The sequence below is a fragment of the Variovorax sp. 05T418 genome (genome assembly GCF_056396385.1).
The window spans coordinates 39,915-66,077 of the sequence record NZ_JBFTLJ010000009.1; the positions used below are offsets into that span (position 1 = coordinate 39,915).

Sequence of the window (26,163 nt, forward strand, 5' to 3'; positions counted from 1 at the left end):
ATGAGCGAACCCGTGAACACTTTCGAAGCACAGCAAGAAGGCCGCCCGACCGGCCCGCTGGTGCGCGGCTATGAAGTCATCATCGGCTTCGAGACGCACGCGCAACTCTCGACCGCGAGCAAGATCTTCAGCCGCGCCTCCACCGCCTTTGGCGCCGAGCCCAACACGCAGGCCTGCGCGGTCGACCTCGCGCTGCCCGGCACGCTGCCCGTGATGAACAAGGGCGCGGTCGAACGCGCCATCAAGCTGGGCCTGGCGCTCGGCTCGCACATTGCGCCGCGCAGCGTGTTCGCGCGCAAGAACTATTTCTACCCCGACCTGCCCAAGGGCTACCAGATCAGCCAGTACGAGATCCCGGTGGTGCAGGGCGGCGCGGTTTCGTTCTTCCTTGGCGAAGAAAAGAAGACCGTGCGCCTGGTGCGCGCCCACCTCGAGGAAGACGCGGGCAAGTCGCTGCACGAGAACTTCATCGGCCAGAGCGGCATCGACCTGAACCGCGCCGGCACGCCGCTGCTGGAGATCGTGACCGAGCCCGACATGCGCTCCACCGCCGAGGCCGTGGCCTATGCGCGCGAGCTGCACAAGATCGTCACCTGGATCGGCATCTGCGACGGCAACATGCAGGAAGGGAGCTTCCGCTGCGACGCCAACGTCTCGGTGCGCAAGCCCGGCGAGAAGCTCGGCACGCGGCGCGAGATCAAGAACCTGAACAGCTTCAAGTTCATGCAGCAGGCGATCGACTACGAGATCAACTCGCAGATCAACGAGCTGGAAGACGGCCGCAAGATCGAGCAGGCCACCGTGCTGTTCGACCCCGACACCGGCGAGACGCGCACCATGCGCACCAAGGAAGACGCGGCCGACTACCGCTACTTTCCCGATCCCGACCTGCCGCCGCTGGCCATCGAGGCCGAGTGGATCGAGCGCGTGCGCGCCACCATGCCCGAGCTGCCGCGCGCCATGGCCGAGCGCTATGTGCGCGACCACGGCATGTCCGAATACGACGCGGCGCAGCTCACGCAGAGCCCGGCGCTCGCGCGCTACTTCGACGACGCGGTGAAGGCCGGCGCGACGCCCAAGCTCGCGAGCAACTGGATCACCGGCGAGATGGCGCGCCGCCTGAACGCGCAGGAGATCGGCATCGAGGCCGCGCCCGTCACGGCGCAGCAGCTGGCGCAGCTGGTCGGGCGCATTGCCGACGGCACGCTGCCCAACAACGCCGCGCGCCAGGTGTTCGACACGCTCTGGACCGGCGAAGGCAGCGATGTCGACGCCATCATCGAGGCCAAGGACCTGAAGCCCATGAGCGACACCGGCGCGCTCGACAAGATCCTGGACGAGGTGATCGCCAAGAACGCAAAGAACGTCGAGGAATACCGCGGCGGCAAGGAAAAGGCGCTCAACGGCCTCGTGGGCCAGGTGATGAAGGCCAGCGGCGGCAAGGCGAACCCGGCGCAGGTGACCGAGCTGCTGAAAGCAAAATTGGGCTGAGCCTCAGCGCTTGATACCGCCGTTCTGGGGGGACCAGAGCTGCTTCAAGCGCGTGCGCTCCTCGTCGAAGCGCGCATTGACGCGCTTCTTCTCGTCTTCCTGCTCGCCGATGAAGCGGTTCTGCACCGCAACGCTCTGCGCGTTGTCCTCGAGCTTGCGGCGCACGGCGCCGGGCGCCTTGCTCACGTCGTGCTTGTAGAACTCGAGCTCCTCGTCGATCTTCCGGCGGTCTTCGGCGAGTTCGGCCAGGCGCTTCTTCGCGGCCTGGATCACCGCGTCGATCTGCACCAGCGCCTCGGCGCGCTCGCGGTCATGCACTTCGGCGTTGGGATAGCGCACCAGCAGTGCGCGCTCGCGGCGGCGCTCGTCGGTCAGGCGCGCGGCCTGCAGGGCGGCCTCGCGGGCGCGGTCTTCGCGCTCGGCCAGTTCACGGGCGGTGTACGTGGGTTCGATGCGGCGGCGCGTGGTGCCGCTCGGGCTCAGTTCGCGCTGTTCGCGGTCGACGCATTCGGCAATCGGGCGGTCGGCCGTGAGCGTGCGGCCGCGCGCATCGGTGCATGAATAAATGCCGGCCGCCGGCGCCGGTGCGGGCTGCGCCGGGACCGCGCCAGCCCAGAGTGCCATCGGCAACAGCAGCACCCAGGGGGCTGCGAACGGTCGGGCCGCCAGGCCGGGCTTGTGAATGGGCACGGCGTCGATCTCAGTTGGCGCCGTAGCGCGCGCGGTAGGCGAGCACCCGCTCGCGATGCACGCCCAGGTCGGCGGCGGCGCTGCCCGAGAGGTAGTTCAGCAGGTCGTCGAGCGTGGCAATCGCCACCACCTGCAGGCCCAGCTGGTTGCGCACGTACTGCACGGCGCTGTGGTCCACGTCGACGCCGTTCTCGGTGGCTTTTTCCTGCCGGTCGAGCGCAATGGCCACGGCGTGCGGCGTGGCGCCCGCGGCTTCGATGGCGGCAATGGATTCGCGCACCGCGGTGCCGGCCGACATCACGTCGTCGACGATCAGCACGCGGCCCTTGAGCGGCGCGCCCACCAGGTTGCCGCCCTCGCCGTGCGCCTTGGCTTCCTTGCGGTTGTAGGCAAAAGGATGGTTGCGGCCGCGCCGGGCCAGTTCGGCCGCCACCGTGGCGCCCAGCGGAATGCCCTTGTAGGCGGGGCCGAAGACCATGTCGAACTCGACGCCGCTCTCGATCAGCCGGTCTGCATAGAATCCGGCGAGCCGCGCGATCTTGGCGCCGTCGTCGAAGAGCCCCGAATTGAAGAAATAAGGGCTCATTCGCCCGGCCTTGGTCTTGAACTCGCCAAAGCGCAGCACCCCTGCGTCGAGGGCGAACTGGACGAAATCCTGCGCCACCGCGCTGCCTTGCACACCATCTACAGCCATCGGAAATTCCTTGTGTTCAAACTGACCAGCCTCAATCTCAATGGCCTGCGTTCGGCCGCCACGAAAGGGGTGGCGGACTGGGTGGCCGAACTTGCGCCGGATTGTATTTGCATGCAGGAGATCCGGGTGCAAGCGAGCGACATCGAAGGCCGTTTCGAGGAAATGGCCGGCCTCAAGGGCCATTTCCATTTCGCCGAGAAAAAAGGCTACGCCGGCACCGCGATCTACACCCGCCACGCGCCGAGCGCCGTGGTGGTGGGCTGGGGCGATGCCGAATTCGACGCCGAGGGCCGGTATCTCGAACTGCGCTTCGACACGCCCCGGCGCAAGCTCTCGATCATCAGCTGCTACTTCCCGAGCGGCAGTTCGGGCGAGGAGCGGCAGGAAGCCAAGTTCCGCTTCCTGAAGGGCTTCTTTCCGCACCTCACGGCGCTCAAGAAGGAGCGCGAATTCATCCTTTGCGGCGACATCAACATCGCCCACAAGGAAATCGACCTCAAGAACTGGCGCGGCAACCAGAAGAACAGCGGCTTCCTGCCCGAGGAGCGCGCCTGGATGACCCGGTTGCTCGACGCCGGCGCCGACGGCGCGGGGCTGGTCGACGTCTACCGCCTGCTCAAGCCCGACACCACGGGCGAGGCCTACACCTGGTGGAGCAACCGCGGCCAAGCCTACGCGAACAACGTGGGATGGCGGCTGGACTACCACCTGGCCACGCCGGCCCTGGGCGCGCTCGCGCGCAGCGAGCAGATCTACAAGACCATCAAGTTCAGCGACCACGCGCCGATCACGGTGGACTACGACTTCACGCTGTAGCCCCGCCGGCCGCTTCAGCGCGGCGCCGCCTTGCCCGCGTGCCGCGCGAGGTGCACCTGGTGCAGCGTGATCTTGCGCACCTCGGCCTGGCTGGTCTCGATGTGCGCGCGCAGCAGCATCGCGGCCTGCTCGCCGCGGTTGGCGCGCACGGCCTTCAAGATCTTGGCGTGCTCTTCATACGTGGCGTCGATGCGCGGCTGCTGGGTGAAGTCGAGCCGGCGGATGATGCGGATGCGGTCCGTCACGTCGCGGTGCACGCGCGCCATCTCGGCGTTGCCCGCCGCGGCCACCAGCGCGCAGTGGAAGGCCTCGTCCCACTGCGCCACCTGCGCGGTGTCGCTGCTGCGCTGGGCCGCGGGCACGAGCCAGATCTCGGCCAGCGCGTCGAGCAGGCTGCGGTCGACGCGGCGGTCGGCTTCGCAGAGGCGGTGCACCGCGGTGGTCTCGAGCACCATGCGCAGGTCGTAGAGCTGCTCGAACTGGTCGAAGTCGAAGGGCAGCACGCGCCAGCCGCTGCGGAACAGCACCTCGACGAAGCCTTCCTGCTGCAGGCGGAACAGCGCCTGCCGCACCGGCGTGCGCGAGACGCCGAGCCGGTCGCTGATCTCGTTCTCGGTGAAGCGGTCGCCGGGCACGAGGATGAAATCGGCCACGTCGCGCTTGAGCTGCGCGTAGACCTCGTCGGCCCGCGTGCGGAAAACGGTGGCGTCGGAAGCGGGGGCGGGCGAAGCGGAGCGGGGTCGGGCGGTAGGCACGTGGGGAATGGTAGTCGCAGTCATTGCCCTTGGCCGAGCACCGCCAGCAGCGCGCTGCTCGGCGCGGTCCAGCCCACGATCGCGCCCTGCGCGCGCATCATGTCGAGCGTGGCCGCCTTGAAGGCCGGAAAGTAGCTTTCGGTGCAGTCTTCGAGCAGCAGGCTGTCGTAGCCGCGGTCGTTGGCCTCGCGCATGCTGGTCTGCACGCAGACCTCGGTGGTGACGCCGCCGAACAGCAGGTGCGTGATGCCGCGCGCTTGCAGCAGCTCATGCAGGCCGGTGGCATGGAACGCGCCCTTGCCGGGCTTGTCGACGACGATTTCGCCGTCGACGGGTGCCAGCGCATCGATGATCTGGTTGCCCGGTTCGCCGGCGACGAGGATGCGGCCCATCGGCCCTTGGTCGCCGATGCGCAGGCTCGGGTTGCCGCGGTTGCGCTTGGCGGGCGGGCAGTCGGAAAGATCCGCCTTGTGCGCCTCGCGCGTGTGCACCACGAGGCCGCCGGCCTCCCGCCATGCCTGCAGCGCCGCTTTTGTGGCCGGAACGATCGCTTCGAGCAAAGACACATCGTTGCCCAGCGTTTCGCCGAAGCCGCCGGGCTCGATGAAGTCGCGCTGCATGTCGATGAGGACCAGCGCGGTGTTCTTCAGCTCGAAGTCGTAGGGAAAGGGGTTGGCAGTTTCTATGCGCATGCTTGCTCTCGTTGTTGTTCATGCCGGGGCGCGGCGATGGCGCATCGGTGGCAAACACTCCACCGCCGAGCCCGGTGTGTGGTGCGGGGTGGGCGGCCCCTCTGTGCCGCCGAGGAGCGCAGCGTTTCGCGGATCAGGGCTCGCAGCTGTTTGAGCGAAGCGAGTTCTGCGAGACCCCGCGAAACGCGAGCACCGCAGGGGAGCCGCGAAGCGGCCGGCACAGTGGGGCCGACCGCGCCGCACCGCGCACCGGGCGGCCCGCCAACAGCAAGCGGGGCACTCATGCCACAGCCTTCGAAGGCTCATGGTGCCCCCCACCCATGTGCGCCCCGATCACATGCCTCTCCGCCCCCGCAGCCGAAGTCTCGAACACGATCCGCCCTTCGCTCATCACGACGATGCGGTCGGCCAGCTCCAGCAGCTCGTCGAGGTCCTCGCTGATCAGCAGCACCGCGCCGCCCTTCTCGCGCACCTGCACGATGCGCTCGTGGATCTCGGCCACGGCGGCAAAGTCGAGACCGAACACCGGGTTGGCCGCGATCAGCACATTGATGTCGCCGGCCAGTTCGCGCGCCAGCACCGCGCGCTGCACGTTGCCGCCCGACAGGCTGCGGATCGGCGCGCCCTCGCCCTGCGTCTTCACGCCGTATTCGGCAATCCACTCGCGCGCCCGGTGGCGCCAGAACGGGAAGTTCAGCACGCCCCCGCGCGACAGCGGCGGCCGGTCGAAATCGCGCAGCGCCATGTTCTCGGCCACGCTGAGGTCGCCCACGCAGGCATTGCGCAGCGGCTCCTCGGGCAGGCTGCGGACCTTGAGGCTGCGGTTCTCCGCGCGGCGCGCTCTGTAGGGCTGGCCCGCCACGCTCACCTTGCCGGCCAGCCGCGCGCGCTGGCCGACCAGCGCCTCGACCAGTTCGCGCTGGCCGTTGCCCGAGACGCCCGCCACGCCGAGGATCTCGCCCGCGCGCACCGCGAGGCTGAGCCCATGCAGCGCAAGCGTGCCGCGGTCGCCCTGCGCCTCGAGGCCCTCGACGCGCAAGGCGACGGGTGCCGCATCGGGCACCGGTTTTCTCGCGACGGGCGATGAAGCCGGTACAGGCGCCGAAGCGCCCTCGCCGCCCATCATCGCCTGCGCCAGCTGCGCCGGGTTCGTGTCCGCCACGCGGCAGTGGTGCACCGCCTTGCCGCGGCGCAGCACCGTCACGCTGTCGGCGTACGCCATCACCTCGCGGAACTTGTGCGTGATGATGAGCACCGTGCACAGGCCGCTCTTCGCGAACTCGCGCACATGGCCCAGCACCTCGTCGGCCTCCTGCGGCGTGAGCACCGAGGTCGGCTCGTCGAGGATCAGCAGTCGCGGCTTCAGGTACAGCTGCTTGAGCAGTTCGAGCTTCTGCTTCTCGCCCGCCGCAAGCTCCGAGGGCCGCGCATCGAGGTCGAGGCTGAAGGGCGTGGCCGCAAGAAAATCCCTGAGCTCCGCGCGCTTGGCCTTCCAGTCGATCAGCGCCGGCGTCTTGCCGCCCGCGAGCAGCAGGTTCTCGGCCACCGTCATGCCCGGCGCCAGCGTGAAGTGCTGGTAGACCATGCCGATGCCGAGCGCGCGCGCCACGATCGGGTTGGCAATGTCCTGCTCGCGCCCGTCGATCAGGATGCTGCCCTCTTCCGCACGCTGGAAACCGGCCACGCATTTCACCAGCGTGCTCTTGCCCGCACCGTTCTCGCCGAGCAGCGCATGCACCGTGCCGGGCTCCACGCGCATCGTCACGCGGTCCATCGCGGTGAAGGCGCCGAAGCGCTTGGTCAGCTCGTAGGTGTCGAGCGCGAGCGCACCGTGGCCCGCAGGCAGTGCGCCGATGGCGTGGGGCGTGGGGTCGGCCATGCCCGGGTCAGTCCAGCGCGGCCAAGAGCGCCTGCGAGGTGGCATGCGCGCCGAACACGCCGCCCTGCATCGTGATCATCTTCAGCGCCGCCAGGTGGTTGCCATGGTCGGTGGCGGCGGTGCAGTCGGACAGCAGCAGGCATTCGAAGCCGCGGTCGTTCGCGTCGCGCATCGTGGTGTGCACGCACACGTCGGTGGTGATGCCCGCGAGGATCAGGTTCTCGATGCCGCGCGTGCGCAGGATCAGCTCCAGGTCGGTGGCATAGAACGAGCCCTTGCCGGGCTTGTCGATCACCACCTCGCCGGGCAGCGGCGCGAGTTCGGGAATGATCTCCCAGCCCGGCTCGCCGCGCACCAGGATGCGCCCGCACGGCCCGTCGTCGCCAATGCCCACGCCGTTGGCGCCGATCTGGCGCGAACGCCAGCGCTTGTTGGCCGGCAGGTCCGCCAGGTCGGGCCGATGGCCTTCGCGCGTGTGGATGATGTGGAAGCCCAGCGGCCGCAGCGCCGCGAGCGTGCGCGCGATCGGCTGGATCGGCGCCTGCACCAGCGAGAGGTCGTAGCCCATCACGTCGACGTAGCCGCCGGTGCCGCAGAAGTCGGTCTGCATGTCGATCACGATGAGCGCGGTGTTGCCGGGCCGCAGCGCGCCGTTGTAGGGCCAGCCATAGGGCTCGGCGGCCACGTGGCGGGGAGATGCGGTGTTCGCCATGGGATTCAGCTCCTTGTCGATGAAAGTTCGCCCGGCGCACCGGCGGCGGCCGTGCCGGGCCTGCAGGTGAACACCAGGATCACCAGCGTGAGCACATAGGGCACGGTGTTGAACAGGTGGTAGCCCCAGCCGATGCCGATGGATTGCAGCGCCGGCCCGATGGCACCCGCACCGCCGAAGAGCAGCGCCGCGCCCACGCAGCGCAGCGGGCTCCAGCGCGCGAAGATCACGAGCGCCACCGCGATCAGACCCTGGCCGCTCGAGATGCCTTCGTTCCAGCTGCCCGGATAGAACAGCGTGAGCGACGCGCCGCCGAGCCCGGCGATGAAGCCGCCGGCCGTGGTCGCCGCAATGCGCAGGCCCGAGACCGAGTAGCCGAGCGCGCGCGCCGCCTGCGCCGAGTCGCCGGCCATGCGCACCAGGAGGCCGGCTCGCGTGCGCGCAAAGCCCCACCAGAGCAGCACCGCGAGCGCCACGCCAACGGGCACCAGCGCATTGAGCTGCAGCGCCGAGCGCACCACCGTGTTGTCGCTCCAGAAGCCCAGCGGTATGGCGGGAATCTGCGGCGCCTGCGGCTGGATCAGCGGCTTGCCCAGGTAGAACGCGAGCCCCGTGCCGAGCAGCATCAGCGCGATGCCGGTCGCCACGTCGTTCACGCGGTCGAGCGAGCACAAGAGGCCATGCAGCAGCGCGAGCGCCGCACCCGCCACCGCGCCGATCAGCACGCCCAGCCAGGCCGAATCGGTGAGGTACGCGCCGCCGAAGGCCGCCATCGCCGAGAGCACCAGCACGCCTTCGAGCCCGAGGTTGATGCGGCCCGACTTCTCGGTGAGGCATTCGCCCAGGCTCACGAAAAGAAACGGCGCGCCCACGCGCAGCGCACCGCCGACGATGCCGGCCGCGAGCGCGATCCACTGGTCCGCGCTCATCGCACCACCCCCGCGCCGCGCGGCACGCGCGCGCGCAGGGCGTTCCAGTCGACCATGCGCAAGCCCTCGCTCGCCAGGATCAGCACGAAGGCCATGCCCTGCAGCACCAGCACCGAGGCATCGGGCAGCCCGAGTCGCCGCTGCAGCAGGCTGCCGGCCGCGCCGAAGCCGCCGAACAGGATCGCCACCGGCACGATGGCCACCGGGCTGTGCCGCGCGATGAACGACACCAGGATGCCGGCATAGCCGTAGCCCGCGATCAGCGAGGCATTGGCATTGGTGTGCACCGCCGCCACCTCGACCGCGCCCGCGAGCCCCGCAGAGGCGCCGCCGAGCGCGCAGGCCCCCAGGATGAGCCGCGTGGCCGGCAGGCCCACGAGCTGCGCGGTGCGCGGATTGCCGCCCACCACGCGCACCGAAAAGCCCGAGGCGGTGGCGCGCAGCCACCATCCGAGCGCCAGGCAGGCGACCACGCCGATCACCAGGCCCCAGTGCACGTCCGAGCCGCCGATGCCTCCGATCAGCAGCCCGTCGGCCAGCGCATGGGTCGATGGCTTGTTGAGGCTCGCCGGATCGCGCAGCGGCCCTTCGACCAGGTGCTTGAAGATGCCGATGGCGATGTAGGCCAGCAGCAGGCTGCTGATGGTTTCGTTGATGCCGCGGTACTGGCGCAGCCAGCCTGCGAGCACGATCCACAGCGCACCGGCAAGCGCACCCGCGATGCAGACGATCGCCGTGCCCAGGACATTGCCGGGCAGCGGCACCGCATGCGCGAGCGCCGCGCACGCCAGCCCGCCCAGCACCAGCGCACCTTCGCCGCCGATGACGATGAGGCCCGCGCGCGCCGGCAATGCCACGCACAGCGCGGTGAGCATCAGCGGCGCGGCGCGCTGCAATGTGTTCTGCCAGGAGAACCAGTCGCCGAACGCGCCCTTGAAGAGCGTCGCCCAGACCTCCAGCGGATCGACGCCCGCAAAGGCCGCGAGCACGCCGAACAGCAGCAGCGCCGCCGCAATGGCGAACACCGGCAGGGCGAATTCCTTGAGCGCGTGGCGCATGGCGTGCGGGCCGGTGCGGCTGCGATCAGGCCTGGCCGATCACGCCTTCGACCAGGTAGTTCATCTTCTCGAGCTCCAGGTCGGTCTGCTTGAGCACCTTGCCGGCCGGCACCACGACCACGCCCTTGTTGTCCTTGATGCCGTCCTTGAAGATGTCGAAGCTGCCCGCGACCATCTTCGCCTTGATCTCGTCGGCCTGCTTCTTTGCGGCGTCGGGCACCATCGGGCCGTAGGCGGACATCTTCACGTAGCCTTCCTTCAGGCCGCCGCGCAGGAAGTTGGGATGCGGCTTGCCGGCCTGCGCGGCCTCGATGGCGGTCTTGTAGGCCGTGAGCCAGTTCCATTCGGCGCCGGTGAGGTACGCGTTGGGCGCGAGCTTGGCCTGGCTCGCGTGGTAGCCGCAGACCATCTTGCCGCGCTTGGCCGCCGTCTCCACCACCACCTTGGGGCCGTCGACGTGCATGGTGAAGACGTCGCAGCCCTGGTCGGCCAGGCTGTTGGTGGCCTCGGCTTCCTTCACGGCCATCGACCAGTCGCCGGTGAAGATCACGCTGCAGGTGATGTTCGGCTTGACCGAGCGCGCACCCAGCGTGAAGGCGTTGATGTTGCGCAGCACCTGCGGAATCGGCTTGGCGGCAACGAAGGCGATCTTGTTGCTCTTGGTCATGTGCGCGGCGATCACGCCGTTCAGGAACTGGCACTCGTCGATGTAGCCGAAGAAGCTGCCCGCGTTCTTCGGGTGCTTGCCTTCGGTCCAGAGGCCGCCGCAATGCGAGAAGCGCACGTCGGGATTCTTGGGCGCCACGGCCAGGATGTGCGGATCGAAGTAGCCGAACGAGGTGGGAAACAGCAGCTTGGCGCCGTCCTGCGAGATCATGCCGGCCATGGTCTTCTGCACGGCCGCGGTCTCGGGCACGTTCTCTTCTTCCACCACCTTGATGCCGGGCAGCTTCTTGATTTCGGCGGCCGCCATGGCGTGCGCCTGGTTGTAGCCGTAGTCGTCGCGCGCGCCGACGTAGATCACGCCGACGGTCAGCGGCTTGGCCTGCGCGCCGGCGAGCGCACTCCAGCCTCCGAGGGTGCCGGCGGCGCCGAGCGCAGCCAGGGACTTGAGGGAATCGCGGCGATTGATTTGGCTTGTCATGGCGTTCTTTCCAGAGGTTGAAGGGAGTGCAAAAAATGTGCCCCGCGCTCAGCCCAGGAGGCTCACGTGGGCGGCGACCACGCGCCAGCCGTCGGCCGTGCGCAGCCAGGTCTGGCTCTGCCGGCCGACAGCGGTGGCGCCTTCGCGCCGGAACTCGCAGTTGGCCGTGGCGAAGTCGCGGCCGTAGGTGGTGATGACGGTGCGCAGCAGTTCGCGCGGCGGGCTCTGCACCGGCAGCGATGCGCGAAAGGCGCTGATGCCGGCATGGCCGTAGTGGTTCTCCGAGAAGCCGTAGCGCAGCGTGTGCGGGCTGTTCCAGAACAGCTCGTCGAGCACTGCGGGCTGGTTGGCCATGAGCGCTTCCTCGTAGCGCGCGAACACGTCCGTCACTTCGGCGAGCACCTCGGGAATGTTGATCTCGGGCGTCACCGGCGGACCTCGCGCTGGAAGATGTCGAGGCTGAGCTTCTTGGTTGCCACGAAGCTCTCGGTGCTCAGGGTCTCGACCGTGCGCGGCCGCGCATCGCCATAGCGCAGGATCTCGGCCACCCGGGTGGGCCGCTTGGTCAGCAGCAGCACCTCGTCGGCCAGGTACACGGCCTCTTCGAGGTCGTGCGACACCAGGAGCATGGTGGTGCCGGTCTGCATGAACACCTCCTGCAGCTTCTCGCGGATGAAGAGCGTCATCTCGAAGTCGAGCGCCGAAAAGGGCTCGTCCAGAAACAGCACCTCGGGCTTGGGTGCGAGCGCGCGCATGATCGATGCGGTCTGCTGCTGCCCGCCCGAGAGCTCGTACGGAAAGCGCTTCAAGTCGAACTTCACGTCGAAGGACGCCACCAGCTCTTCCATGCGGCGGTCGACCTCGGCCTTGCTGCGGCCTTCGAGCTTCAGCGGGTAGGCGATGTTGTCGATGGTGCGCATCCACGGGAACATCGCCTCGCGGTAGTTCTGGAACACGTAGCCGATCTTGGTGTCCTTGCGCTGCTTGCCGTCGAACAGGATCTCGCCCGCATCGATCGGGATCAGGCCCGCGATCATGTTGATGAGCGTGGACTTGCCGCAGCCGTTGGGCCCGAACACCGAGACGATCCGGTGCTTGGGAATGTCGAGGTCGAAGTTCTCGTACAGCGGCCAGCCCGCAAAGTACTTGGTCAGGCCGCGGATGGTGATGTGCGTGCCGGCCGGGCCGGGCTTGAAGACGGGCCTGGGCACGTCGGCATACACCGGGCCGTTGACGACGATGTCGGGCGTGGCTTTCATCTTCCGCTCCAGTGCACGATGCGGCGCTCGGCAATCAGGAAGAGGATGTTGAGCGCATAGCCCAGCGCGCCCGCCGCCAGAATGGCCGCATACATGCTCTTCACGTTGAGCACCTGCTGCGCATCGATGATGCGGTGGCCGAGGCCCGTGTCGGAGCCGATGAACATCTCGGCCACGATGACGATCACCAGTGCCATCGACACCGCCGAGCGCAGGCCCACGAAGCTGGGCTGCAGGCTTTCCCACACCAGCACGTCCTTGAAGACCTGCCAGCGCGAGGCGCCCATGACGCGCGCCGCCATCACGCGCTGCTTGCGCGCGTTGATCACGCCATAGGCGCTGTTGAACACCACGATCAGCAGCGCGCCGAAAGCCGCGATCGCCACCTTGTTGACGTCCGACACGCCGAAGATCAGGAGGAACAGCGGGATCAGCGCGGACGAAGGCGTGGAGCGGAAGAAGTCGATCAGGAACTCGACGCTGCGGTAGGCCTTTTCGTTGCTGCCGAGCAGCACGCCCAGCGGCACGCCGACCACCGCCGCAATCGCGAAGGCCTGCAGCGTGCGCCACACGGTCATCGCGAAGTCGGTGAGCAGCGGCCCGCCCGCGAGCCCCGTGATGAGCGCCGCCACGGTGTCGGCGGGCGTGGGCAGGAGGATCGGCTTGATGAAGCCCAGGCGCACCGCCAGGTCCCACACGATGAACAGCGCCACGGGGCCGATGAAGGGCAGCAGCCGGTCGCGCAGCGGCGGCTTCGGTGCCGAGGCGGCGGTGCCGTCGGCCGGCGGTGTCCACGGCGTGGCCGTGGTCGTGCTTGCGTCGGCCATGGTCAAGCCTTGTAGAGCAGGCCGTCCACCAGCACCTTCTTCTCGAAGATGCCTTTCTCGGTGAACAGGTCGTAGAACTTCTGGAAGTACGCGACGTCGCTCGGCTTGAACTCGTTGTAGAGCATGTACGAGGCGAGCGGCACTTCGGCCGTGAGGCTGCCTTCGATGGCGGTGTAGCCCTTCATGTGCTGGCGCGCCTCGTCGGGCTTGCTGCGCACCAGCTCCACGCCGCGCGCATAGGCGGCGATGTACTTCCTTGCCGCGTCGGGGTTCTTCTTGATGAATTCGCTGGTGAGGCTGGCCGCGCCGCCGTGCCAGGGCGCCATCGGATCGCCGAGGATGTATTTGGCGACCACGCCGGCCTCGATGACGCGCGTGGTGCCGTTCATGCGGCCCACGGTGCCGGTGGGCTCGAGCGTGTAGCAGGCGTCGACCTGGCCCGCCACGAGCGCCGCCACATGCTGGCCGATGGGCAGCTCGCTCACCGTGGCGCCCTTGGCGCCCGCGCGCTCGAGCATGGTCTTGCACAGCGTCACGTTCTGGATGCCGGGGCCGGACGCGATCTTCTTGCCGGCCAGCTCGGCCATGGCCTTGATCGGGCTGTCCTTGGCGACGATGAATTCGTCGAGCACGAACCTGGCGTTGCTCGGGTTGGTGCAGAAGATCTTGAACAGCCCCGGTTGCGCGATCTCGCCGATGGCAAGATTGGCCGAGCCCGTGCCGTTGGAGCTGCCGTCGCAGCGGCCCGCGAGCATGCCTTCCATGACCTGCTGCGCGCCCGCGAACTTGAGCGGCTCCACGTCGAGGCCGGCTTCCTTGAAGTAGCCGCGGTCGACCGCGGCAAAGAAAGGCAGGCCCGCGGCCACGGGCCAGAAGCCGATGCGGATCTTGGGCGCGGCCTGCGCACGCACGATGGCGGGCGCAGCCAGCACGGCCAGCCCCGCGGCGCCGGCCTGCAGCAACTGGCGGCGCGACGCGGCGCCGGCGGGCGATTTCTCAGGAATGCACATGAAGACTCCTCGATCGGTCAGATTGGAATGGCTTGGGAAGAGGCCGCGGCGCGGCTCGCGATGTAGGCACGCCAGCCGCCGTGGTGGCTCACGTCTTCGGCGCCTGCGAGCGCATGGCCTTCGCAGATGAAGCCGTGCACCCAGCTGCCGTCGGCGAGCTCCACGCTGCCCAGGCCCAGCGGGGGCGGGATCAGCGCGAGGAAGCTGCCGATCTCGGCCACGGGAACGGACCACACTTCGAGCGCAATGGCGGCTCCGCCGGCCGTGCTGCGCTGCAGCCCCGGCTTGGGCGGCACGGTGCCCGGCAAGGCGTGCAGGCGGTAGTGCGGCGAGGTGGTGGTGGCACGCAGCAGCGTGGCGCCGCGTTCGGTGAGCTGGCCATTGAGCGGCATGCCCGAGAGGTGCGCGCCGACGACGGCGATGGGCATGGCCTGCACCGGCGAAGCGCCCAGGCCCGGAATGGGGCGCGGCTCGGGCAGCGGCAAGCCCGTGGCGCCCTGCGGCAGGCCGTTGGCGTGGTGATAGCGCTGCCCCAGCTCGGCCAGCGCAAGATCGCTGCCGCACGGGCCGATCAGCGTGATGCCGAAGGGCAGGCCGTCGGCGCGCAGCGCGCTCGGCACCGAGATGGCGGCGTAGTCCAGCAGGTTGACGAAGTTGGTGTACGCGCCGAGGTTGCGGTTGAGCACCACGGGATCGGCGCGCATCTGCTCGCGCGTGTAGTGCGTGGGCGCGGTCGGCACCAGCAGCAGGTCGATGCCGCGCCACATCGGCTCGACCTGCTGCGCGATGGCACGCAGCCGGGTCTGCGCCTCGAACACATCGGCGGCGCTGTAGCCGCGGCCGCTTTCGAGGATGCCGCGCACCGGCTCGATCACCTGGGAGCCGTGCGCATCGAAGAACCCGCGCACCGCGGCATAGCGCTCGGCCACGAGCGCGCTCTCGTAGAGCAGCGCGGCGGCCTCGGCCAGCGGCGCGTAGGGAATTTCCACGGCCGTGCCGCCGAGGGCGGCGAGCCGCAGCTGCGCATCGCGGAAGGCTTCTTCGGCCGCGGCATCGCCGAAGAAGCGGAGCGTGTCGGGCACGCCGAAACGGAAGGCCGGCGGAAACGGATGGCTGCGCAGCGCAAGTGCCCGCGAGTAAGGATCGCGCGCGTCAGGCCCGGCGGCTGCAAGAAGCACGTCGACGGCCAGGCCGACGCTGCGCGCGAAGATCGACACGCAGTCCGCGCTCTGGGCGGCGGGCACCACGCCGAAGGCGCTCAGCAGGCCGCGCGAGGGCTTGAGCCCGACGATGTTGTTGAGCCCGGCGGGCACGCGGCCCGAGCCGGCGGTGTCGGTGCCGAGCGCGAAATCGGCCTCGCCGGCGGCCACCACGTAGGCCGAGCCCGAACTGGAGCCGCCCGAGACATAGCGCGCGTCGAAGGCATTGGGCACTTCGCCATACGGCGAGCGCGTGCCGTTCAGGCCGCAGGCGAACTGGTCGAGGTTGGTCTTTCCGAGCAGCGATGCACCGGCATCGAGCAGCTTCTGCACCACGGCCGAGTGCTCAGCCGGCCGGCGGTCGAAGGCCGGGCAGGCGGCCGTGGTGGGCACGCCGGCCACGTCGATGTTGTCCTTGACGGCGAAGCGCAGGCCGGCGAGAGGCCCCGCGTCCGCGCCGGGCACGGGCCGGGGAAAGCGGGCAATCCACGCTGCGGCAGCCGATCCGTTTTCTTCATGCACCATCATCAGGCATCCAAACTTGTGTACAAGTCGAGATGCAAGCAATGTGCCAGGCGACCGAAGGCCGTCCTTCAAAAGATCCTGTTCAGGGTTTTGCTCCCTCTCCCTCCGGGAGAGGGTTGGGGTGAGGGCTCCGTGCCGCCGATGAAGCGCGGCTCACATATGAAGGCCGCCGCCCTCACCCCCGCCCTCTCCCGGAGGGAGAGGGAGTAAGACCTCAGCTACGCTTGGCTTCCCGGTAAAGCCCCTCGACCTTCGGCAGGTTGGCCTCGAGCTTCTGGATCCGGTCCGGCCCGCTCGGGTGGGTCGACAGAAAGCTGAGGCCGCCCTGGTTCTTCGACGCCGCGGCCATCTTCTTCCAGAGCGACACCGAGGCCTGCGGGTCGTAGCCCGCGCGCGCTGCAAGCTCGAGCCCGACGAGATCGGCCTCGGTCTCGTCGCTGCGGCTGAACTTGAGGGTCAGCAGCTGCGTGCCGGCGCGCGCCGCCAGATCGCCCATCTGGCCCAGGCCCAGCAGCTGCGCGCCGATGGAAAGCGCCGCGCCGGTGCCCGCGCTCTTGGCCATGCGGGCACGCGCATGCTCGCGCAGCGCGTGGGCCATCTCATGGCCCATCACCATGGCGACCTCGTCGTCGCTGAGCTTGAGCTGTTCGAGGATGCCGGTGAAGAAGGCGATCTTGCCGCCGGGCATGCAGAAGGCGTTGATCTGCTTGCTGCCGATCAGGTTGACCTCCCACTTCCATTCACGCGCGCGCGCGTTCCACGGCGTCGCAAAAGGAATCAGCCGGTTCGCGATGGTGCGCAGCCGCTGCAGCTGCGCATTGCCGTCGCCCGCGAGCGCACGCTTGGCGCGCGCCTGCTCCAGCAGCTGGCCGTACTGCTGCACGCCGGCGGCCTCGATCCGGTCGGCCGGCACCAGGTTGCGCGCCACCGAGGCATTGCCCACGTTCACCTGCGCCAGGGCCGGTCCGGCCAGCGCGGCGCCGGCCGCCAGCAGGAAGGCCCGCCGCGGCTGCCATGCCGAGGCGCGCAGCGCCGAGGAAGCCGCGGAAGAAACAACAAGAAGCTCGCATCGTGTGCACATGCGCGGATCATAGGAACAATTGCCGACAAAAAGACGGCTCGGCAGGCGGCGCGCGCTCATGGACAATCCGGAGTTCATGTCTGCCCAGCCCGCCGAAACCTCCACCGCCCCCTCCCTGCCCTGGCGCGATGCGCTGAAGGTCTACCTCGAGCCCGCCACGCTGCGCATGCTGGCGCTGGGCTTTTCCGCCGGCCTGCCGCTGCTGCTGGTGCTGGGCACGCTGAGCTTTCGGCTGCGCGAGGCGGGCATCGACCGCACCACCATCGGCTACCTGAGCTGGGTGGGCCTGGCCTATGGCTTCAAGTGGGTCTGGGCGCCGCTGGTCGACCGGCTGCCGCTGCCGCCGCTGACCACGCTGCTCGGGCGCCGGCGCGGCTGGCTGCTGCTGGCGCAGGGGATGGTGGTCGCGGGGCTGGTCGGCATGGCGCTCAACGATCCGCGCCAGGGCCTCGCGCCGCTGATCTGGTGCGCGCTGCTGGTGGCCTTCGGCTCGGCCACGCAGGACATCGCGCTGGACGCCTTCCGCATCGAGTCGGCCGAAACGCGCAAGCAGGCCGCGCTCGCCGCCGCCTATCAAACAGGCTACCGCCTGGCGATGATCTGGGCCGGCGCCGGCGTGCTGTGGGTGGCGGCCTGGGCCGAGGTGGCGCCGGCAGCAGCGGCCGCCACGGGCGCGGCGGCCTACCAGAACGGCGCGTGGAAGACGGCCTACCTGGTGATGGCGGCCTCGATGGCGGTGGGCGTGCTGACCGTGCTGCTCTCGCCCGAGCCGGTGCGCCGCGTGCTGCCCAAGCCGAAGAACGCGGCCGAATGGCTGCAAAGCGTGCTGATCGAGCCCTTTGCCGACTTCATCCGCCGCTACAAGTGGCAGGCCGCGCTGATCCTCTCGCTGATTGCCATCTACCGCATCAGCGACGTGGTGATGGGCATCATGGCCAACCCCTTCTACGTGGACATGGGCTTCACCAAGGACGAGGTGGCCACGGTCAGCAAGATCTACGGCGTGGTCATGACGCTGGCCGGCGCCTTCGTGGGCGGCGTGCTGTCGATGCGGCTGGGCGTGATGCGCGTGCTGATGCTGGGCGCGGTGCTGAGCGCGGCGAGCAACCTGCTCTTTGCCTGGCTGGCGTCGCGCGGGCACGACCTGACGGCGCTGATCGCGGTGGTGTCGGCCGACAACCTGGCCGGGGGCATTGCCTCGGCGGCCTTCATCGCCTACCTGTCGAGCCTCACGAACATCAGCTATTCGGCCACCCAGTACGCGCTGTTCAGCTCGCTGATGCTGCTGCTGCCCAAGTTCATTGCCGGCTATTCGGGCGCTTTTGTCGATGCGCACGGCTACGCCCAGTTCTTCACCGGCACCGCGCTGCTGGGCCTGCCGGTGCTGCTGCTGGTGGCGCTGGCCGCCCGCATCACCACCACCAAGGCGCCGGCCGGGCGTCAATAGGGCGGGGTCCGCATGGGAAAACAGCTGACGCGCGGGGCCCCGCGCAACTGGTAGGCTGTCACTTTCCGGTTACCTGCCGCCTCGCTCCCAGAGCGATCATTCACCTTCCGTCCGCCAAACCCACAAGCAACGTGCCGCCCCGCATTTCTCCCCTTCAGATCAGCGCCTTCACGGCCACTTCGGCCGTCGGCGTCGGCAAGGAGCCGCTCGCCGAGGCGCTCGAGCATTCGCGCAGCGGCCTGCGCGCCAACGATTTCGGCGACGCGCCGCTGCCCACCTGGATCGGCCGGGTCGACGGGCTCGAGGACATCCGCCTGCCCGAGGCGCTGGCCTCGTGGGACTGCCGCAACAACCGGCTGGCCTGGCTGGGCCTGCATGCGGATGGCTTTCCCGAGGCCGTGGCGGCCGCGCGGGCCAGGTACGGCCCTTCGCGCATCGCGCTGATCCTCGGCACCTCGACCTCCAGCATCGGCGAGACCGAGCTGGCCTACACCCAGCTCGACGCCGACGGCCGCTTTCCCATGGACCAGCGGCGTCCGGCCGTGCACACGCCGCATTCGCTGGCGATGTTCGTGCAGCAGGTGCTCGGGCTCAACGGGCCGAGCGAGACGATTTCCACTGCCTGCTCCTCGAGCGCCAAGGTGTTTGCCTCGGCCGAGCGGCTGATCCGCCTGGGCCTGGCCGACGCCGCCGTGGTCGGCGGGGTCGACACGCTGTGCGGCAGCGTGCTGTTCGGCTTCAACTCGCTCGAACTGGTGTCGAGCGAGCCGTGCCGGCCGTTCGATGCGAGCCGCAAGGGCATCAGCCTGGGCGAAGCGGCCGGCTTCGCGCTGGTGGAGCGCGTGCAGGACGACGCCGCCGCGCCGCTGCGGCTCCTGGGCTACGGCGAAGCCAGCGATGCGCACCACATGTCGACGCCGCACCCCGAGGGCCTGGGCGCCGAACGCGCACTCGACGAGGCGCTGGCGCGCGCGGGCCTCGCGCCCGAAGCCATCGACTACATCAACATGCACGGCACCGCGAGCCAGAAGAACGACGAGGTCGAAGGCGCGCTGGTGGCGCGGCGCTTCCCTGCCACCACCCATGCCAGCTCGACCAAGGGCTTCATGGGCCACACGCTGGGCGCGGCGGGCATCGTCGAATCGGTGATCAGCCTGCTCGCGATCGAGCGCGGCCTGATGCCGGGCACGGTCAACACGAGCCAGCTCGACGCCGGCTTCGGCCCGCAGATCCGGCTCGCGCCCGCGCATGGCGAGGTGCGCTACGCGCTGACCAACTCCTTCGGCTTCGGCGGCAACAACTGCTCGCTGGTCTTCGGCAAGGCAAAGGCATGAGGCTCGCCCCCAGGCTCCGCGCACTTCGTGTCGCTTCTCCCTCCCCCTACCGGGGGCAACACCAGTGGCCCGGCAAAGCCGGTTCCACGGTGTTCCGCGAAGGGGCCATCCAATGACAACCAGCATGAGCGTCCCCACGCCCCCGACTCTCTACATCGAAGGCCCGGCCTTCTGGACGCCCACCCTGCCGGGCTGGGACGCCGCGCGCGCCGCCTTCCGCGGCGAAGGCGGGCTGGCCGATCCGCCGGCCAAGCGGCCGTCGCCGCAGGTGCTGGCGCCGGCCGAGCGCCGGCGCGCGCCCGACACCGTGGCGCTGGCGCTCGAAGTGGCCGCCGCGTCGATGGCGGGCTCGGGCCGCAATGCGGCCGACGTGCCCTGCGTGTTCGTCTCGGCGCATGGCGACCTGTCGATCAACGACTACATGTGCAGCACGCTGGCCACCGACCCCACGGTGCTGTCGCCCACGCGCTTCCACAACTCGGTGCACAACGCGGCCGTGGGCTACTGGACCATCGGCACCGGCTGCATGGCGGCCAGCAACTCGGTCTCGGCCTACGAGAACAGCTTTGCCGCCGGCCTGCTCGAAGCGGCCGTGCAATGCGCGGCCGACCAGTCGCCGGTGCTGCTGGTGGGCTACGACACGCCCACGGTGGGCCCGCTGACCTCGGTGACCGACAGCCAGGGCCTCTTGGCCGTGGCGCTGGTGATCGCGCCCGGGCGCACGGCGCGCAGCGTGGCCGCGCTCGACTGGTCGGTGGACGGCAGCGGCGGTGGCGACAACCCGCCGGCGCCGCTTTCGGACGCCGCCAAGACCCTGGCGCACATCAACCCGATGGCCCATGCGCTCGGCCTGTTCGAAGCGCTGGCGCGGCTGGATGGCGACGGTCCGCCGCCGCCCATCGGGCTGCCGCTTTCCTCCACCCTGTCGCTGCGGCTGCAACTGCGGCCGATCCGGGACTGAAGCTCCATGACCGGCACTGCGCAACGATGTGACGCAGTGATCATGGGCGGCGGGCTCGCGGGCCTCACCCTCGCGCTGCAGCTGAAGCAGCGCTTCCAGGACATCGACGTGCTGGTGCTGGAGCGCCGCAGGCACCCGGTGCCGCATGCGGCGCACAAGGTGGGCGAGTCGTCGGTCGAGATCGGCGCGCACTACTTCGACACGGTGCTCGGCCTCAAGCCCCACATGGACGGCGCGCAGCTGCGCAAGTTCGGCTTCCGCTTCTTCTTCAGCGAGGGCCGGCGCGACATCGACCAGGTCACCGAGATCGGCGCCAGCCGCTACCTGGCGGTGCCCAGCTACCAGATCGACCGCGGCATCTTCGAGAACTACCTGGCCCAGGAGGCCGTGCGGCGCGGCGTGCGCTTCGACGATGCCGCGCTGGTGCGCCGCGTCGAGCTGGCCCCGGACGCCGAGGCGCCACACCGCCTCGAATGGACGCGCGGCAGCGAAACCCACAGCGCCGAGGCACGCTGGCTGGTCGATGCCTGCGGGCGCGCCGGCCTGCTCAAGCGCAAGCTCGGCCTGGCCGAGGCCAACGCGCACGACGTCAACGCCGTGTGGTTCCGCATCGGCGAGCGCATTGCCATCGACGAGTGGAGCGACGACGCCGCCTGGCGCGGGCGCTGCGATCCGCAGGCGCGCTGGCTCTCGACCAACCACCTGGTGGGCGCGGGCTACTGGGCCTGGCTGATTCCGCTGGCCTCGGGCTCGCATTCGGTGGGCATCGTGGCCGACCCGAAGCTGCACCCGCTGGACACCATCGACACCTTCGACAAGGCCATGCGGTGGTTCGCCACCTACCAGCCGCGGCTGTACGACGCGCTCGACGGCAAGCGGCACCTGCTGCAGGACTTCGCGTTCCTCAAGCATTTCTCGCACGGCTGCAGGCAGGTGTTCTCGGGCCGGCGCTGGGCCCTTACGGGCGAGGCCGGGCTGTTCCTCGACCCCTTCTATTCGCCGGGCAGCGACTTCATCGCGATCAGCAACACCTACATCGCCGACCTGGTGGCGCACGACCGCGCGGGCCGCCCGGTGGAAGCGCGCGCGCAGCTCTACGACCAGATCTACCACTCGTTCTACGAAAGCACGCTGGCGCTCTACCAGGACCAGTACCCGCTGTTCGGCGACCCCGAGGTGCTGCCGGTGAAGGTGATCTGGGACTACGCCTACTACTGGGGCGTGCTCTCGCAGATCTTCTTCCAGCAGCGGCTCACCGACCTGATGCTGCTCGGCAGCCTGAAGGACGAGCTGCAGCATTGCCAGCGCCTGAACCTCGCGGTGCAGCAGCTGCTGCGCAGCTGGTCGGCGGCCAGCGCCAGGCGCAACGCCCCGGTGATGCTCGACCAGGCCGCCATGCCCTGGTTCGCCGAACTCAACCGCAGCCTGAAGGACCCGCGGCTGGGCGACGCCGCGTTCAGGGCGCGCATCCGGGCCTCGGCCGCGCAACTGCGCCGGCTGGCCGGCGAGATCCTCGCGCGCGCACGGGCGGACAATGCGGACCTGGGCGATTGCGCCCTGCCCTCGCTGCTCGAGGAAAACATCGCCGGCTTGCCCGCCGGCGCGCAAGCCGGCGCTATGCTTTTCGCAGCACTTCCGGATGACAGCCGGACGCGGCGTTTACCCAACTTTACGGAGCGTTCAAGCCCCGTTGCCCCCCGTGCACGACCATGAAGCGCATGAGTACCCCCCAGCTCCTGATGATCGAAGACGACGCCCGCCTGGCACAGATGGTGGGCGAATACCTGACGCAGTCGGGATTCCTCTTCACGCATGCCGGCGACGGCGCGAGCGGCCTCGAGCAGCTGCAGCAGCACGCGCCCGACCTGGTGATCCTCGACCTGATGCTGCCCGACACCGACGGCCTGGAGATCTGCCGCCGCATCCGCTCGCTGCCGCCTCCGGCTTCGAAGGTGTCGGTGCTGATGCTCACCGCCAAGGGCGATCCGATGGACCGCATCATCGGCCTGGAGATCGGCGCCGACGACTACCTGCCCAAGCCCTTCGAGCCGCGCGAGCTGCTCGCGCGCATCCGCGCGGTGCTGCGCCGGCGCAGCGAGAACAATGCCGACACCGAAGCCAGCACCGTGATGCGCTTCGGCACGCTCGAGATCGACCGCAATGCGCGCACCGTGTCGGTGGGCGGCGCGCTGGCCGACCTCACCTCCTACCAGTTCGACCTGCTGGTGGCCATGGCCGAGCGCGCCGGCCGCGTGCTCACGCGCGACCAGATCATGGAGGCCGTGCGCGGCCGCGAGCTCGAGGCCTTCGACCGCTCGATCGACGTGCACATGGGCCGCATCCGCGCCGCCATCGAGGTGGACGCCAAGAACCCCAAGCGCATCCTCACGGTGCGCGGCGTGGGCTACGTGTTCGCCAAGCAGCAGGACTGACCGGCCGATGCTGCGCAGCCTCTACTCCCGCCACCTCTACGTGCGCATCTGGCTCGCGGTGGTGGGCGGCGTCGTCATCCTCACGCTGATGGCCAACTGGATCGTGCGCGAGGCGGCCCAGGCCGAGCGCGAACGGCTGGCGCCGGTGCCGCGCAACGTGGTGGTGCTCGATGCGCAGGACACGCCGATCGGCACCGGCAAGGCGCTGCGCGTGCCGGGCCAGGGCCTGGAGTTCGACGTGACGCTCAGCGACGGCAAGGCACTCACGCTGCGCGTGGCGCCGCGCGACCGACCGCCCGGCGGCGGATTCGCGCCCTGGCGCACGCCGTTCGGCCTGGGCTGGATGATCGCGCTCGTGGGCATTGCGGTGGCGCTGGGCGTATACCCGATCGTGCGGCGGCTCACCCAGCGGCTGGAGGCACTGCAGCGCGGCGTGCAGCGCTGGGGCGAAGGCGATCTCTCGGTGCGAGTGACCGAAGAAGGGCAGGACGAAGTGGCTGATCTCTCCAAACGTTTCAACGCGTCGGCCGAACGCATCGAACAGCTGGTGCGTTCGCACAAGTCGCTCCTGGCCAATGCATCGCACGAGCTGCGCTCGCCGCTCACCCGCATCCGCATGGGCCTGGAGCTGATGGGCGAACGCCCGAGCCCCAAGGCGCGCGAGGAAATCTCGCGCAACATCGGCGAGCTCGACCAGCTCATCGACGAGATCCTGCTGGCCAGCCGGCTCGACGCGAGCGAGGCCGACCTGGGCACCATCGAGGCCGTCGACCTCACGGGGCTCGCGGCCGAGGAGTGCTCGCAGGTGAATGCCGAGCTCGACCTGGTCGAAGGCACCGACAACGCCAGGCTCACCGTGCCCGGCGTCTCGCGCCTGCTGCGCCGCGCGATCCGCAACCTGCTCGAGAACGCGCGCCGCTACGGCGCCGGCGAGATCAGGGTGGAGCTCGGCAGCGCCAACGGCTTTGCCACCGTGCGCGTCACCGACCGCGGCCCGGGCGTGCCGCCGGCCCTGCGCGAACGCATCTTCGAGCCCTTCTACCGGCTGCCCGGCGCCAGCGAGCGCAACGGCGGCGTGGGCCTGGGGCTCGCACTGGTGAAGTCGATCGCCGAGCGGCACGGCGGCAGCGTGCGCTGCGAAGACGGCCCGGGCGGCGGCGCGAGCTTCGTGATCCGCCTGCCGGCGGGCGCGCCCGCGAACTGAGCCCCCGGTCTCGTCCGCGGGACGCCGCGGAACCGGCTTCGCCGGGCCGCTGGCGTCGCCCCCGGCGAGGGGGAAGGAGAAGCGACACGAAGTGCGCGAAGCCTGGGGGAGTACCAAGCCTTCCACCTAAAATGCCGCCCCTATGCAGAGATCGCACATCGTCAGGCCCGCGGCCATGTTCTGGGGGCTGGTGGTGTTCATGCCCGTCGGCCTCACCTACCTTTCGGCCCTGCTGCTGCTCGCCACCATGCTCCTGGCCGGCGGGCTGCGCGAGCGCTTCGCGCGGCTGCGCGCCAACCCGCTGTGGTGGCCGCTGGTGGCGTACCTGGCCTGGACCTTCATCGTGCTGGCCATCGGGCCGCACTACCCCGAGACCGGCTCGAACCTGTTCCACGGCCTGCGCATCGGCCTCACCATCCTGATGGCGATGGCGCTCACGCGCGAGGAAGCGGTCTGGGCGCTGCGCGGCTTCCTGCTGATCGCGGCGCTGAACATCCTGCTGGTCGTGGCCTACTACGCCATCGGCTTTCCGATCTGGTCGCCGCTGCGCGCGGTGGTCATGGAAGTGGGCAACAAGTCGATCAGCAATGCGCTGCTGTTCAGCGTGGTGGCGTCCACGGCCGCCGTGTGGGGCATTGCGCAGATCGCCGCGCACCGGCCGCTGCGCGCCATTCCGGCTTTCGTGCTGATGCTGGGCCTGGGGCTGGTGGTGGCGCTGCCGCTGACCTCGCGCACCTCGGTGCTCGCTCTGCTGCTGGTGATCCCGGTGGTCTGCATCCACCAGTGGCGCAGCCACCTGAAGATGCTGGTGAGCGCGCTGGTGCTGGGCGCCGTGGTGCTGGCGGCCGCGCTCTACCAGCTGCCGCAGCTGCAGCACAAGGTCGAGACCGGCGTGGAGGAAATCGAGAAGGCGCAGGCCGGCGAAATCTTCAAGGGCAGCTGGGTCATCCGCTACTACATGTACCGCGACACCGGCCTCATGATCGCCGACCGGCCGCTCACGGGCTGGGGCATCGGCGGCTGGACCGACCAGTGGCACAAGCGCGGGCCGGCCCTCTTCGCCGACTCGAACATGCCGCACAACGACTTCCTCTGGGTCGGCGCGCAGGGCGGGCTGCCGGCCTTGCTGAGCCTGCTGGCCATCATGGCGGGCGCCGTCTGGCAGGCGTGGAAGCGGCCCGACATCGCGGGCCGCTATGCGCTGGCGGCCACGCTGATCGCGCTGATTGCGTCGAGCGTGAACTCGGCCGTGCGCGACGCGCAGATCGGCCTGGCGCTGCTGTGGATCGCGATGGTCTACCTGCGGCTCGCGCAGGAACCGCGGGAGACGCAGCCCTGGCAGGGCCTGTGGCCGACGCGCCGCATCGCGGCAGCGCTCGAAGTCCCGCCGCAATCCCGATAGCTATCTGCTGCTGCGCCTGGTTTCGGCGGCCGCGAACTGCCGGCCGGCCATGCCAACGAAGAAATAGATCACCGCGGCGTGCAGCACGCCCACGAAGAGCAGCACCAGCAGCATCGGCCCCGGCTGCAGGACCGAGGCGCCGGCAACCATGGCCGCCGCCACCGAGACCGCGGCCTGGATCGCCAGGTCGATCGCGATCATGCCGAGCACGGCACGGGTCTTTTCACTGCGCGCGAGGTAGCGGCCGTTCTTCTTGCCGAAGGCCAGGCACACCCACATCACGGCGCCCAGCAGCGCGGCGGTATTGACGCCCGCGTTGGCCTGGACGCCGAACATGTTCAGCGCCAGGCCCAGGATGAGCAGCAGGAGCAGGTAGGCGGCGCCGAAGCGCCCGAGCAGGCCGCGAACGGTCAATGCCGCGACGACACCGTCTCGCCCGCCTTCAGGCGGTAGACGGTGCCGCAGTACGGGCACTTGGCTTCACCGGTGCGCGCCACGTCCAGGTAGACCTTGGGGTGGGTGTCCCAGAGCTTCATGTCGGCCTTGGGGCTGGGGCAGAACACGCCGCCCTGATGGTTGAGCTCCCTGGCCAGGAGTTCGACGACTGCGTTGGTAGGCATGG

At 69.4% G+C, this 26,163-nt stretch carries 26 protein-coding genes; 9 read left to right on the top strand and 17 right to left on the bottom strand.

What is annotated here, in order from left to right:
- Positions 1-1,491, top strand: coding sequence for an Asp-tRNA(Asn)/Glu-tRNA(Gln) amidotransferase subunit GatB (gene gatB, locus AC1DMS_RS18715; RefSeq protein ID WP_478181612.1), 1,491 nt, complete (start codon positions 1-3; stop codon positions 1,489-1,491).
- A 3-nt stretch (positions 1,492-1,494) separates the two neighbouring features.
- Here the strand turns inward: gatB and AC1DMS_RS18720 are convergent, their stop codons facing one another.
- Both AC1DMS_RS18720 and pyrE read right to left on the bottom strand, forming a co-directional pair.
- Positions 1,495-2,181, bottom strand: a complete 687-nt coding sequence (locus AC1DMS_RS18720) for a DUF4124 domain-containing protein (protein WP_478181613.1) — start codon at positions 2,179-2,181, stop codon at positions 1,495-1,497.
- A 10-nt stretch (positions 2,182-2,191) separates the two neighbouring features.
- The gene (pyrE, locus tag AC1DMS_RS18725) at positions 2,192-2,875 is read right to left on the bottom strand and encodes an orotate phosphoribosyltransferase (protein WP_478181614.1); all 684 of its coding nucleotides are present in this window, start codon (positions 2,873-2,875) and stop codon (positions 2,192-2,194) included.
- A 12-nt stretch (positions 2,876-2,887) separates the two neighbouring features.
- Between pyrE and AC1DMS_RS18730 the strand changes: the two genes are divergently transcribed.
- Complete coding sequence (locus tag AC1DMS_RS18730; RefSeq protein WP_012745441.1) at positions 2,888-3,691, top strand: exodeoxyribonuclease III; 804 nt, start codon at positions 2,888-2,890, stop codon at positions 3,689-3,691.
- 14 nt (positions 3,692-3,705) lie between these two features.
- On the opposite strand, the gene AC1DMS_RS18735 is transcribed toward AC1DMS_RS18730, so the two are convergent.
- The 13 genes from AC1DMS_RS18735 to AC1DMS_RS18795 all read right to left on the bottom strand — a co-directional run bounded on the left by AC1DMS_RS18735 (position 3,706) and on the right by AC1DMS_RS18795 (position 16,761).
- On the bottom strand, positions 3,706-4,470 hold the full coding sequence (locus tag AC1DMS_RS18735; RefSeq protein WP_012745440.1) for a GntR family transcriptional regulator: 765 nt from the start codon (positions 4,468-4,470) through the stop codon (positions 3,706-3,708).
- Positions 4,467-5,138, bottom strand: coding sequence for a cysteine hydrolase family protein (locus AC1DMS_RS18740; protein WP_478181615.1), 672 nt, complete (start codon positions 5,136-5,138; stop codon positions 4,467-4,469). The genes AC1DMS_RS18735 and AC1DMS_RS18740 overlap by 4 nt, the downstream gene beginning before the upstream one ends.
- A gap of 280 nt (positions 5,139-5,418) precedes the next feature.
- A complete protein-coding gene (locus AC1DMS_RS18745) occupies positions 5,419-7,017 on the bottom strand; it encodes an ABC transporter ATP-binding protein (protein ID WP_478181616.1) in 1,599 nt (532 codons plus the stop codon).
- 7 nt (positions 7,018-7,024) lie between these two features.
- Complete coding sequence (biuH, locus tag AC1DMS_RS18750; RefSeq protein WP_018903887.1) at positions 7,025-7,729, bottom strand: biuret amidohydrolase; 705 nt, start codon at positions 7,727-7,729, stop codon at positions 7,025-7,027.
- A 5-nt stretch (positions 7,730-7,734) separates the two neighbouring features.
- Entirely contained in the window at positions 7,735-8,658 is a 924-nt protein-coding gene (locus tag AC1DMS_RS18755; RefSeq protein ID WP_478181617.1) for an ABC transporter permease, read from the bottom strand.
- Positions 8,655-9,716, bottom strand: a complete 1,062-nt coding sequence (locus tag AC1DMS_RS18760; protein WP_478181618.1) for an ABC transporter permease — start codon at positions 9,714-9,716, stop codon at positions 8,655-8,657. The genes AC1DMS_RS18755 and AC1DMS_RS18760 overlap by 4 nt, the downstream gene beginning before the upstream one ends.
- A gap of 25 nt (positions 9,717-9,741) precedes the next feature.
- On the bottom strand, positions 9,742-10,860 hold the full coding sequence (locus tag AC1DMS_RS18765) for a BMP family ABC transporter substrate-binding protein (RefSeq protein ID WP_436287141.1): 1,119 nt from the start codon (positions 10,858-10,860) through the stop codon (positions 9,742-9,744).
- 48 nt (positions 10,861-10,908) lie between these two features.
- Positions 10,909-11,289: an oxalurate catabolism protein HpxZ gene (hpxZ, locus tag AC1DMS_RS18770; RefSeq protein WP_436042152.1), complete on the bottom strand. Its 381-nt coding sequence runs from the start codon at positions 11,287-11,289 to the stop codon at positions 10,909-10,911.
- Complete coding sequence (locus AC1DMS_RS18775; RefSeq protein WP_012745432.1) at positions 11,286-12,119, bottom strand: ABC transporter ATP-binding protein; 834 nt, start codon at positions 12,117-12,119, stop codon at positions 11,286-11,288. The genes hpxZ and AC1DMS_RS18775 overlap by 4 nt, the downstream gene beginning before the upstream one ends.
- Entirely contained in the window at positions 12,116-12,946 is an 831-nt protein-coding gene (locus tag AC1DMS_RS18780; protein ID WP_412510143.1) for an ABC transporter permease, read from the bottom strand. Before AC1DMS_RS18780 ends, AC1DMS_RS18775 begins: the two co-directional genes overlap by 4 nt.
- A 2-nt stretch (positions 12,947-12,948) precedes the next feature.
- Positions 12,949-13,956 (bottom strand): ABC transporter substrate-binding protein, encoded by a 1,008-nt coding sequence (locus tag AC1DMS_RS18785; RefSeq protein ID WP_478181619.1) that lies wholly within the window; start codon positions 13,954-13,956, stop codon positions 12,949-12,951.
- A gap of 17 nt (positions 13,957-13,973) precedes the next feature.
- A complete protein-coding gene (gene atzF / locus AC1DMS_RS18790; RefSeq protein WP_478181620.1) occupies positions 13,974-15,683 on the bottom strand; it encodes an allophanate hydrolase in 1,710 nt (569 codons plus the stop codon).
- A gap of 211 nt (positions 15,684-15,894) precedes the next feature.
- Positions 15,895-16,761, bottom strand: a complete 867-nt coding sequence (locus AC1DMS_RS18795) for a M48 family metallopeptidase (protein WP_478181621.1) — start codon at positions 16,759-16,761, stop codon at positions 15,895-15,897.
- A gap of 58 nt (positions 16,762-16,819) precedes the next feature.
- Here AC1DMS_RS18795 and AC1DMS_RS18800 point away from each other — a divergent pair, with 58 nt between their 5' ends.
- The 7 genes from AC1DMS_RS18800 (at position 16,820) to AC1DMS_RS18830 (ending at position 25,541) form a co-directional block, all read left to right on the top strand.
- Positions 16,820-18,208 carry an AmpG family muropeptide MFS transporter gene (locus AC1DMS_RS18800; RefSeq protein WP_012745427.1) on the top strand — a complete coding sequence of 463 codons (1,389 nt, stop codon included), beginning with the start codon at positions 16,820-16,822 and terminating at the stop codon, positions 18,206-18,208.
- 131 nt (positions 18,209-18,339) lie between these two features.
- A complete protein-coding gene (locus tag AC1DMS_RS18805) occupies positions 18,340-19,542 on the top strand; it encodes a beta-ketoacyl-[acyl-carrier-protein] synthase family protein (protein WP_418146486.1) in 1,203 nt (400 codons plus the stop codon).
- 124 nt (positions 19,543-19,666) lie between these two features.
- Positions 19,667-20,503 carry a beta-ketoacyl synthase chain length factor gene (locus tag AC1DMS_RS18810; protein WP_418146485.1) on the top strand — a complete coding sequence of 279 codons (837 nt, stop codon included), beginning with the start codon at positions 19,667-19,669 and terminating at the stop codon, positions 20,501-20,503.
- 6 nt (positions 20,504-20,509) lie between these two features.
- On the top strand, positions 20,510-22,216 hold the full coding sequence (locus AC1DMS_RS18815) for an NAD(P)/FAD-dependent oxidoreductase (protein WP_418146483.1): 1,707 nt from the start codon (positions 20,510-20,512) through the stop codon (positions 22,214-22,216).
- A complete protein-coding gene (locus AC1DMS_RS18820; RefSeq protein WP_012745423.1) occupies positions 22,213-22,935 on the top strand; it encodes a response regulator transcription factor in 723 nt (240 codons plus the stop codon). The genes AC1DMS_RS18815 and AC1DMS_RS18820 overlap by 4 nt, the downstream gene beginning before the upstream one ends.
- A gap of 7 nt (positions 22,936-22,942) precedes the next feature.
- On the top strand, positions 22,943-24,139 hold the full coding sequence (locus tag AC1DMS_RS18825; RefSeq protein ID WP_278879258.1) for an ATP-binding protein: 1,197 nt from the start codon (positions 22,943-22,945) through the stop codon (positions 24,137-24,139).
- Between the two features lie 142 nt (positions 24,140-24,281).
- Positions 24,282-25,541, top strand: a complete 1,260-nt coding sequence (locus AC1DMS_RS18830) for an O-antigen ligase family protein (protein WP_018903876.1) — start codon at positions 24,282-24,284, stop codon at positions 25,539-25,541.
- Here AC1DMS_RS18830 and AC1DMS_RS18835 read toward each other — a convergent pair whose 3' ends face one another.
- Positions 25,542-25,955, bottom strand: a complete 414-nt coding sequence (locus AC1DMS_RS18835; RefSeq protein ID WP_478181622.1) for an ABZJ_00895 family protein — start codon at positions 25,953-25,955, stop codon at positions 25,542-25,544.
- The gene (locus AC1DMS_RS18840; protein WP_012745419.1) at positions 25,952-26,161 is read right to left on the bottom strand and encodes a zinc-finger domain-containing protein; all 210 of its coding nucleotides are present in this window, start codon (positions 26,159-26,161) and stop codon (positions 25,952-25,954) included. The genes AC1DMS_RS18835 and AC1DMS_RS18840 overlap by 4 nt, the downstream gene beginning before the upstream one ends.
- Positions 26,162-26,163 lie beyond the last annotated feature (2 nt).

What these genes read in the sequence shown, in the direction of transcription:
- AC1DMS_RS18795 (WP_478181621.1), bottom strand. Translation starts at nt 16,761, where the DNA reads ATGTGCACACGATGCGAGCTTCTTGTTGTTTCTTCCGCGGCTTCCTCG.
- AC1DMS_RS18780 (WP_412510143.1), bottom strand. Translation starts at nt 12,946, where the DNA reads ATGGCCGACGCAAGCACGACCACGGCCACGCCGTGGACACCGCCGGCC.
- AC1DMS_RS18735 (WP_012745440.1), bottom strand. Translation starts at nt 4,470, where the DNA reads ATGACTGCGACTACCATTCCCCACGTGCCTACCGCCCGACCCCGCTCC.
- AC1DMS_RS18800 (WP_012745427.1), top strand. Translation starts at nt 16,820, where the DNA reads ATGGACAATCCGGAGTTCATGTCTGCCCAGCCCGCCGAAACCTCCACC.
- AC1DMS_RS18830 (WP_018903876.1), top strand. Translation starts at nt 24,282, where the DNA reads ATGCAGAGATCGCACATCGTCAGGCCCGCGGCCATGTTCTGGGGGCTG.
- AC1DMS_RS18840 (WP_012745419.1), bottom strand. Translation starts at nt 26,161, where the DNA reads ATGCCTACCAACGCAGTCGTCGAACTCCTGGCCAGGGAGCTCAACCAT.
- AC1DMS_RS18765 (WP_436287141.1), bottom strand. Translation starts at nt 10,860, where the DNA reads ATGACAAGCCAAATCAATCGCCGCGATTCCCTCAAGTCCCTGGCTGCG.
- biuH (WP_018903887.1), bottom strand. Translation starts at nt 7,729, where the DNA reads ATGGCGAACACCGCATCTCCCCGCCACGTGGCCGCCGAGCCCTATGGC.
- AC1DMS_RS18815 (WP_418146483.1), top strand. Translation starts at nt 20,510, where the DNA reads ATGACCGGCACTGCGCAACGATGTGACGCAGTGATCATGGGCGGCGGG.
- AC1DMS_RS18825 (WP_278879258.1), top strand. Translation starts at nt 22,943, where the DNA reads ATGCTGCGCAGCCTCTACTCCCGCCACCTCTACGTGCGCATCTGGCTC.
- pyrE (WP_478181614.1), bottom strand. Translation starts at nt 2,875, where the DNA reads ATGGCTGTAGATGGTGTGCAAGGCAGCGCGGTGGCGCAGGATTTCGTC.
- AC1DMS_RS18775 (WP_012745432.1), bottom strand. Translation starts at nt 12,119, where the DNA reads ATGAAAGCCACGCCCGACATCGTCGTCAACGGCCCGGTGTATGCCGAC.
- AC1DMS_RS18810 (WP_418146485.1), top strand. Translation starts at nt 19,667, where the DNA reads ATGAGCGTCCCCACGCCCCCGACTCTCTACATCGAAGGCCCGGCCTTC.
- atzF (WP_478181620.1), bottom strand. Translation starts at nt 15,683, where the DNA reads ATGATGGTGCATGAAGAAAACGGATCGGCTGCCGCAGCGTGGATTGCC.
- AC1DMS_RS18755 (WP_478181617.1), bottom strand. Translation starts at nt 8,658, where the DNA reads ATGAGCGCGGACCAGTGGATCGCGCTCGCGGCCGGCATCGTCGGCGGT.
- gatB (WP_478181612.1), top strand. Translation starts at nt 1, where the DNA reads ATGAGCGAACCCGTGAACACTTTCGAAGCACAGCAAGAAGGCCGCCCG.
- AC1DMS_RS18820 (WP_012745423.1), top strand. Translation starts at nt 22,213, where the DNA reads ATGAAGCGCATGAGTACCCCCCAGCTCCTGATGATCGAAGACGACGCC.
- AC1DMS_RS18745 (WP_478181616.1), bottom strand. Translation starts at nt 7,017, where the DNA reads ATGGCCGACCCCACGCCCCACGCCATCGGCGCACTGCCTGCGGGCCAC.
- AC1DMS_RS18760 (WP_478181618.1), bottom strand. Translation starts at nt 9,716, where the DNA reads ATGCGCCACGCGCTCAAGGAATTCGCCCTGCCGGTGTTCGCCATTGCG.
- AC1DMS_RS18785 (WP_478181619.1), bottom strand. Translation starts at nt 13,956, where the DNA reads ATGTGCATTCCTGAGAAATCGCCCGCCGGCGCCGCGTCGCGCCGCCAG.
- AC1DMS_RS18740 (WP_478181615.1), bottom strand. Translation starts at nt 5,138, where the DNA reads ATGCGCATAGAAACTGCCAACCCCTTTCCCTACGACTTCGAGCTGAAG.